General features: G+C 76.9%; 3 protein-coding genes. All 3 read right to left on the reverse strand.

Features of this window, described 5'->3' with window-relative positions:
- Positions 1–75: 75 nt before the first annotated feature.
- Positions 76–2199: a penicillin-binding protein 1C gene (gene pbpC, locus D3P35_RS22850; protein WP_370032331.1), complete on the reverse strand. Its 2124-nt coding sequence runs from the start codon at positions 2197–2199 to the stop codon at positions 76–78.
- On the reverse strand, positions 2196–7706 hold the full coding sequence (locus tag D3P35_RS22855; RefSeq protein WP_232830606.1) for an alpha-2-macroglobulin family protein: 5511 nt from the start codon (positions 7704–7706) through the stop codon (positions 2196–2198). The genes pbpC and D3P35_RS22855 overlap by 4 nt, the downstream gene beginning before the upstream one ends.
- A 101-nt stretch (positions 7707–7807) precedes the next feature.
- A complete protein-coding gene (locus D3P35_RS22860) occupies positions 7808–8578 on the reverse strand; it encodes a sulfite exporter TauE/SafE family protein (RefSeq protein WP_118138252.1) in 771 nt (256 codons plus the stop codon).
- Positions 8579–8870 lie beyond the last annotated feature (292 nt).

Consider the following 8870-nt stretch of genomic DNA (forward strand, 5'->3'; position numbering starts at 1 on the left):
GCGATACCGGCAGAGCTGGGATGGGCATGGCCCCGGGGGCGTGACACCGGCGCGGGCGCACGCCCCTGTGCCGCTTCAGTTGCCGCAGGTCACCGGGCGCAGGGGGCCGGAGCAGGTGGCGGAGAGGCCTGCGGGGGCCGCTGCCTCCAGGCGCACGCGGGCGCGGGTGGCGGCGCCGCTCGCGTCGATCACCGAGATGGAGACGAAGCCGGGGCCGGCGGGGGTCCAGCGGGCGGCGCGGTCGAAGGGCATGCTCGGCAGCGGCCGGCCATCGACGAGCCAGGTATAGGGCGGCCTGCCGTCGCGCACGCGGATGGTGAGCGCGGCTGCGGGACCGGCCGCGAGAGGGATGCGCGCGCCGTCGGGCGGCCAGGCGATTTCCGGGCCGGGGGCGGCGGCAAGGGCCGCGCCGCGCGGGCGGAAGCGGCGCAGGGGCGGCGGCAGTCCGGCGTTCGCCAGCGTGAGCACCGGGCCGGGGGGCGGCGGCAGCGGGGTGGCGCGGGGGGCGAGCCGGCCGAAAGCGTCGAAGAGCAGCGGGGCGGCCTCGCTCGCCCCCAGCGCGCCGGGCACCGCCGCGGCATCGGCCCGGCCGATCCACACCGCGATCACATGCGCGCCGTCGAAGCCGATGGCCCAGGCGTCGCGGCTGCCGTAGGAGGTGCCGGTCTTGTAGGCGACGCGCCGGGGTGCCGCCGCCGGCGGGGGGGCGACACCTGCGAGAACGTCGCCCACCTGCCAGGCCGCGGGCGCGGAGAGCAGGCGCGGCCCCGCCGCGTCGCCGCCCTGGCCGGGCAGTGCGGAAAGTCGCATCGGCACGCCGCCATGGGCGATCCCGGCGTAGAGCGTGGCGAGATCGTGCAGCGACATCCCCAGCCCGCCGAGCCCGATGGCAAGCCCGGGGGGGCCGGCGGTGTCGGGCAGCACCGGCCGCGCCCCCGCCCGGCGCAGCCGCGCCATCAGCCGGGCCGGGCCCACCGCGTCGAGCAGCGCCACGGCGGGAATGTTGAGCGACATCTGCAGCGCGCGGCGCAGGCTCACCGTGCCGTGGAAGGCATGATCGAAATTCTGCGGCTCCCAGGCGCCGAAGCGCATCGGGCGGTCCTCGATCAGCGTCTCGGGATGGGCGATGCCGGTCTCGAAGGCGAGCCCGTAGATCAGCGGCTTGAGCAGCGAGCCGGGCGAGCGCGGGGCGCGGGTCATGTCCACGAAGCCGCGCCGGGCGGTGTCGAGGTAATCGGCCGAGCCGACCTCGGCCAGCACCTCGCCGCTGCGGTGGTCGGCCACGATCATTGCCGCCGAAAGCCCCGGCCCCAGCGCCCGGGCGCGGGCGGAGACGAGGCGCTCCAGCCGCGCCTGCAGCCCGGCGTCGAGGGTGGTTTCGTGCCGCGCGCCGTCGCCGCTGCGCAGCCGGTCGGCGAGATGCGGGGCGAGCATCGGGAAGGGGATGCGGGCGCGCGGCACCGGGGCGGCGCGGGCGCCCTCCAGCGTGCGCGCGTCGATGAGCCCGCGGGCGGCGGCGCGCTCCAGCACGCGGTTCCGGGCGATGCGGGCGGCCTCGGGGAAGCGGTCCGGCCTCCGGGTTTCGGGGGATTGCGGCAGGGCGACGAGGAGCGCGGCCTCGGCGGGCGAGAGCCGCGCCGGCTCGTGGCCGAACCAGCTCAGCGCGGCCGCCCGCACCCCCTCCACGTTGCCGCCGAAGGGCGCGCGGGCGAGGTAGAGGGCGAGGATTTCGTCCTTGCCCAACCGCTGCTCCAGCGCCAGCGCCACGCGGATCTGGCGCAGCTTGGCCGGCAGGCTGCCCGGGGCGCCGTGCTCGATCAGCCGCGCCACCTGCATGGTGAGCGTGGAGCCGCCCGAGACGATGCGCCCGTGGCGCAGTGCCTGGGCCGCGGCGCGGAGCAGCGCCAGCCAGTCCACGCCATCGTGGCGGGCGAAGCGGCGGTCTTCCCAGGCGAGGAGCTGGGCGATATAGCCGGGGTCGACCTCGGCGGGCCCGGCGGGCAGGCGCCAGGTGCCGTCGCCCACCGTGTAGGCGCGCAGCAGCGTGCCGTCGCGGGCCGTGACGGTCTCCGACATCGCGGGTGCGAGCGGCGGCAGCTCGGTGCGGGCCACCCAGGCGTCCAGCACCGCGCCGGCCGTGAGCCAGCCCAGCACCGTGAGGCCGAGCCCCGCCGCGAGCCGCCGGGCCAGCCGCCTCACGGGCGCACCGTCACCTCGCCGGCCGCGGTGCGGGCGCGGTAGGCGGGGCGGTACATGTCCTCCACGCTCGCCGCCGGCTGGCGGAACACGCCCGGAGAGACGGCGCGCAGCACGTAGGCGAGGCGCAGCGGCGCGTCGCCCGACCAGTCGACCGCGGCGAGGAAGCGCTCGGCCCGCGCCTCGGTATGCGCCCCGGTCTCGATGAGCCCCAGCCAGTCGAGCCCGGCGATGTCACCGGCGCGCAGCAGGTTCGGGTTGTCGATCTCCAGGCCCGCGGGCAGGGGGTCGTCCACCATCAGCCGGGCATTCGTGTCGCGCTCGGGTGTGACGGTGAGCACGGCCACCAGCCGCTCGGAGCGCCTGAGCGCGGTGAGGTCGGCCGGGGTGCCGTCGAGGTGGTAGTAGTCGCGCGTGATGCGGTAGCCGTTGCCGCCCGCGGGCTCGGGCTGGTCGGGCACGCCGAGGGTGGTGACCACGGCCTCGAGCGGTGCCGCGCCCGCGTTGCCGATCACCGTGCCCGGCGCGCCCTCGGCCGGCGCGGGCAGGCGGCGCATGGCGGGGCCGGTGAGGGGCGCGCCGTCGAGCGTGGCCTCGACGGCCCCCCCCTCCAGCAGCGCGCGGGCGGCGAGCAGCGCCCAGGCGTTCTCCTGCGTCGAGCGCTCGGAGAGCGGGCCCGGCCGGGTGATCTGCCGCGCCAGCGCCTCGCGGTCCACCGCGGTGCTGTTCACCTCGGCTGCCAGCGCCAGCACGCCGGCCGCGTCGCGCCGGGTGGAGCCGTAGTCGACGCGCCAGAGCGTGTCGTCCGCCTCGCCTGCGCCGAGCAGGGTGGCGGCGCGGCGGAACAGAGCGTCGGCCCGGGGCTGGTCGCCGTAATAGGCGAGCGCGGTGCCGAGCTGGGCGAGGGCCAGCGGCGTGGCGAAGGCATGGGCGCGGGTGTCGGCGTAGTAGCGCAAATCGCCGGTGGAGGCGACGCCCTCGCGCGCCAGCACCATCAACGCATAGGCGATGCCCTCGCCGCCATGCTCGAAGTCGCCGGCATAGCTCACCCGGTTGCGCAGGTTGCCCAGTGCCATGCGGAAGGCGACATCGGGCACCGTGTGGCCGGTGGCCCGGGCGCGGGAGAGGAAGTCGGTCACGTAGGCGTCGAGCCAGAGGTCGCCGTCGCCCGGGCCCCAGAGGCCGAAGGCGCCGGAGCCGGACTGGTTGGCGAGCACCCCCGCGATGGCTTTCTCGATGCGCGCGGCGAGGCCGGAGGGCGTGTCCATGCCCGCCGCGGCCGCCATGTCGCCGAGGTAGAGCAGCGGCAGCGCGGCGGAGGCGAGCTGCTCGGTGCAGCCGTAGGGGTAGCGGTCGAGCGCCAGCAGCAGGCCCGGCACGTCGAAGCGCGCCGCGGGGCCGAGGGCGAGGGTGGCGGAGGCGGTGCCCGGCACGAGCCCGTCGAACGCATCCGCCCCGAGGGTGAGGCTGCCGCCCGGCGGGATCTCCACCCGGGTCTGGCGGGCCACCGGCAGGTCGTTCGCCATCACGTCGAGCGCGAGGCGGGTGTCGAGCGTCTCGCCGCCCGGGGTGGTGAGGGACACGTCGATGTGCCCCGGCCCGGCGGCGCCCGCGGTGAGGGGGATGTCGAGCGTGGCGCGCCCGCCCTCCGCCAGCGTCACCACCTGCTCGCGGGCTTGGGCGGGGATCTCCACGCCGGTGCCCTGCACGCGCACGCTCACCTCGCCGGCGGGGCCGGAGGCATGGGTGAGGGTGAGGCCGAGGCGGCTCTCGTCGCCCGGGGCGAGGAAGCGCGGCAGGGCCTCGCTCATCACCACCGGGTCGCGCACCAGCACGTCGCTGGTGGCCGCGCCCACGCCGCTTGCCGACCACACCACCGCCATCAGCCGCATGGTGCCGTTGAAGGCCGGCACATCGAGGGGCACGCGCAGGGTGCCGTCGGCGCCCACGGTGAGGGGGCCGGCGAAGCGCGCGAGCAGCTCCTGCGTGGGGGCGGGGGCCTGCAGGCGCGAGGGCGAGCTGTCGCCGCCCGAGCGCAGGGCGCCGGTCTCGCCGGTGAAGCCGTCGATGAGCCGGCCGTAGAGGTCGCGCATCTCCATGCCGAGGCGGCGCTGGCCCCAGTAATGGCCGAGCGGGTCGGGCGTCTCAAAGCCGGTGAGGTTGAGGATGCCGAGGTCGACCGCCGCCAGCGTGGCATGGGCGGTCTCGCCAGGGGCGAGGCCCTCCACCTCCAACACCGCCTCGTATGGCGCGCGGGGGCGGGCCTCCTGCGCGGAGGTGAAGCGCGCGTCGAGCGCGCCGGCGCCCGGCTCGATGCCGGCCCAGCCGATGCCGATGGCCCGGGTGGGGTTGCGCCCCGCGCCCGCGTCCGCCGGGCGGATGAGCGTGGCCGAGACATAGGCGCCCGGCGCCCAGTCGTCGGTGACGGGGAGGGAGACGGTGGTCTCCTCCGCGCCCAGGCGCACCGCGCGCATGGCGACCAGCCGGTCGGTGATCACCTGCACCAGCACCTCGCCCGCCTCGCGCGGCACGAGGTGGAGGCGCGCGGTCTCGCCCACGGCGTAGCGCGGCTTGTCGAGGGCTGCCTCCAGCCGGTCCGGCGTGTCGGTGCCGGCGGCGGCGGTGTTCCAGCCGGCGGAGAAGGTGACGCTGGTGGCGATGCCGCCGCCATCGGGCGCGGTGAGCACGAGCGCGTAGCGGCCCCAGTCCACCGGTGCCTCGATGCGCGCGGGGGTGCCGGGCGCGAGGCTCACGGTGCCTGCGGCCACGCGCTCGGGGCGGGTGAGGGTCTCATAGCGCCAGTCCTGGCCGTCCTGGTACCATTGGTAGGTGATGTGCAGGCGCGAGAGGGTCCAGCGCACCTCCGTCAGCGTGGCGGGGGCCAGCGTGCCGTCGGCGCCGGGGGCGAGGGCGATGGCCTCGAAGGCGGCGGTGGCGCCTTCGCCCAGGTTGCCCTCGAACAGCGGCTTCAGGCCGATGCGCGGGCCTTCGGGGCGCAGGGCGCGGGTGATCTCGCGCTCCACCGGCCGGCCGGAGCCCTCGGCGAGGCGCAGCCGCGCGGTGAGGGTGAGCAGGCCGGAGACCGGGGGCACCTCCGGCGTGGGCAGGGCGAGCGAGAGCCGCCCCTCCGGCCCGGTGATGAGCCCCGGGGCGAAGGGAGCGGCGACCGGCGCGATGCTCTCCTCGGCGAGGCCGAAGCGGTATCCGGGCCAGGCCTCGAGCCGGTCGGTGCGGGCGAGCACCAGCTCGCCCTCGGCCTCGAGCCCCGCGCCGGGCGCGCCGTAGAGGTAGCGGGCCGTCACGCCCAGGGGCGGCAGGGCGGCAGGGTCGAGCAGCGCGTCGGGCAGGGTGAGGTCGAAATCGATGCGCTCGGGCTCGAAATCCTCCACCAGCAGCGCGGTTTCGGCGAGGGCCGGCGCCTCGGGGTCGGCGTGGATGCGCAGCGACCAGGTGCCGCGCATCGCCCCCGCCGGCAGGGCGGCGTCGAAGACATGGCCGCCGGCGCCCGCATCGGCGAGCAGCCGGCGCGTGGCCTCCACCCCGTCGGGGCGGGTGAGGATGGCGGTGAGCGGCAGGCCGGGCAGGGCCTTGGCCTGCGCATCGCGCGCGAGCACGGTGGCATGCATGGTCTCGCCCGGGCGGTAGGCGCCGCGGTCGAGGCTGAGGAACACGTCCACCGGGCCGGGCGCCGGGCGGCCGGAGACGCCGCGATCGGAGAGGTCGAGCGGCGCGTCCTCGAGCGAGAGGAAGGCGAAATCGCCGTCCGGCCCCTCCAGCGTCACGGCGGCGGGGGCCATGCCGCCCGCGCCGCGGGTGAGGCCCGGGGCGAAGAGGGCGGCGCCCGAGGCATCGGTGCGCGCGGTGCCGAGCAGGTCGTTGTTGCGCGCGAGCAGCTTCACCGTGAGGCCCTCGAGCGGCGTGGCCTCCCCCAGCGAGCGGGCGAAGACATGCAGCCCGTCGGCCCCGCCCAGCGTGGCGACGCCGATGTCGGTGACCACGAACCATTGCGTGGCGGCGGACTGCCAGTCCTCCTCGTCCGCGCCGGTGCGGGCGGTCATCAGGTAGACGCCGGGCTCGAACTCGGGGATCGCGGCGCCCAGCGGCAGCAGCGTGGTCACCTCCGCGTTGTCGCGGCGCGCCACGTCGCCGGTGCCCTCCCAGACCAGCGCGCCGCTGTCCTGAGCGATGCGGCGCTCGTCCCAGGCGTCGAGCGCGCCGAGGAAGCGACCGTTGCGCAGGGTGTCGACCAGGCCGCGCTCGGGCACCCGGCTGATGCGCAGGCGCACGGTGTCGGTGTTGACCGTGATCACCGGCAGGGCGGCCTCGGCGCTGCGCGGCAGCACCCAGGCCCGGGCCGGGAAGCGCACGGCGGGCGCGCGGTCGGGCAGGTAGGCCTCGATCGTGGCGGCGGTGCGCAGGGTCTCGCCGTCCCGCGCCGGCAGGCCGCGGCGCAGGGTGAGGGCGTAAGTCTCGCCATGTGCCAGGCCCTCGATGCACAGCCGGTCGCCCTCGGGCTCGGCCGGCAGGGCGGGGCCGCCCATCTGCACGAAGGGCGCGTAATCGACCCCCGCGGGGGCGAGCGGGGCGGAGAAGCGGATGCACAGGCGCGGGGCGGCGCTGTCGGCCTCCACCTGCTGGTCGAGGATGCGGAAGCCCCAGAGCCGGCGGGCCCGCTCCAGCGCCTCGGCGATCTCGGGCGCGGGGGAGAGGGAGGCGGCGAGCTTCAGGGCGCCCAGGGCTGCTTCGCCCTCCTCGGCCGCTTCCAGCCGGGCGGCGAGCATGTCGAGCGCGGTGGCGGCGAGCTCGGGCGGGCCGGCGCGCAACACGGCGTTCACCGCGGCGTTGAGGGAGAGCTCGGCGAGCTGGTAGCGGTCCTGCCCGCCGCGCTCGGATGCCATGGCGGCGGCGCGGGCGAGGGCGAGCCAGGCCTCCGCCGTGTCCTCGGCCGCGGCGGTGGCGGCGGCCGCGGCCACCGGGCTTCCGGCCGCGGCGGGGGCAGCGCCCGGCGGGGCGGGATAATCATAGGGCAGGCTGCGGGCCAGGGCGGCGGCACCCTGCAGCCGGCCGCGGGGCAGGAAGGTGAGCGAGGATGCGCGGGCGGCCGCGGTCTGGCGCGTGGCGGCCGGCACGTCGAGCACCCGGGCCGAGAGCGCGCCGGCGAAGGGGCGCTCCTCTCCCGGTCCCGATTTCAGGAAACAGGCGGAGGCGGAGAGGTTGTAGGTGAAGGCGGTGCAGGAGGCGTCGGCCCGGCAGGCGCTGTCGCAGAAGCGCAGCTCGGTGTCGAGGATGGAGCGCAGGTCGGCGCCGAAGAAATCCACCCCCGAGGTGGCGACGGCCCGGCGCGCGGGCACCGGGGAAAGCTCCTGCGCCGGCGCCGCACCGGGCAGCTGGGCGCCCGCGAGCCCGGCGAGGAGCAGGAGGGCGGCGCGCAGCCCGGCAGGGGGCATGGCGGTATGGTGGGGGCGGGAGCGGGGGGCACGGCGCGGCGTGAAGCCGGGGACGAGACGCATCGGGGGTTCCTTCCGGTCTGCCGGCCCGTCGCCTGACGCGGGCCGCACCGGGAGTATAGCCAAGGCGCGGGCCCCGGGCGAGGCCCCCGCTTGCCCCCGCCTCAGGCGGCGAGAGCCGTGAGCGCGTCGATCGCGAGCTTGGCCGAAAGCGTGCCGAGCAGCACCAGCAGGATGCGCTCGAAGGTGGCGGGCGAGACATGCCGCGCCAGCCGCGCGCCCAGCGGCATGGCGGCGGTGATCGGGATGAGGGCGCAGGCGCTGGCGAGCAGGCCGGACCCGGTCATCAGCCCGCCGGCCCAGAAGGCCGGGATCTGCACCGCGGTGAAGGTGCAGAAGAACAGCGAGATGCCGGCCATGAACGGCACCCGGCCGAGCCGCAGGGCAGAGAGGAAGGTGATGGACACCGGGGCGGAAATGCCCGTAGCACCCTGCAGCAGTCCGGCGGCGAGGCCGGCGGGGAAGGCGTAGCGGATCCCCTGGGCGAGCGAGAGCCCCCAGCCGGGCCGGGCGAGGCGCAGGCCGATGTAGCCCGCCACCGCCACGGCGACGGTGAGGGGCAGCACGGTCATCGGCAGGTCGCGCAGCGCCCAGGTGCCGAGCAGGATCCCGGCGATGCCGCCCGCCACCAGCGGCAGCATGAGCGCGCGCACCGGCATCTCCGAGCGGTAGCGCCAGGCCTGCCAGAGGTTGGTGACGAGGTTGGGCACCAGCATCACCATCACCGCGAGGCGCACGTCGAACATCGCCGCGATGGCCGGCACCGCGAGCAGCGGGGCGCCCGCGCCGGTGGCGCCCTTCAGCACGCCGCCACCGGCGAGGCAGAGGGCGACGAGCAGGATTTCGGCGACGAGCGTGAGCGTGAATTCGGGCATCCGGGTACAGGCCTCTGGCGGTTCGGCGGGCACATGCGGACGGGCCCTCGGGGCAGGCGGGGCATACTCCCGCCGGGCGGGAATGGCAAAGGCTTTCCGGGCAGCCCGGGGTGGCCGGCCGGGCAGGGCCCCTTGCCGGGGCCCGGCGGAGGCCGTTCCGGCCACGCGTCCTGCCTCGCGCGCGTGATCGCGCGCTCAGGCGCGAGGCCCGGCCGGCCGTTGCAGCGTGGCGGGGACCCCGAGCGGGGGCACGCCGCGCCCGGAGTTCGCTCCGCGCGGGCGGCCGCGGACC

The sequence above is a fragment of the Oceanicella sp. SM1341 genome, from assembly GCF_003448965.1.
GTDB lineage: Bacteria > Pseudomonadota > Alphaproteobacteria > Rhodobacterales > Rhodobacteraceae > Paroceanicella.

Bases quoted from the DNA above. Each gene is read 5' to 3' on its own strand.
- D3P35_RS22855 (WP_232830606.1), bottom strand. From the start codon at position 7,706: ATGCGTCTCGTCCCCGGCTTCACGCCGCGCCGTGCCCCCCGCTCCCGC.
- D3P35_RS22860 (WP_118138252.1), bottom strand. From the start codon at position 8,578: ATGCCCGAATTCACGCTCACGCTCGTCGCCGAAATCCTGCTCGTCGCC.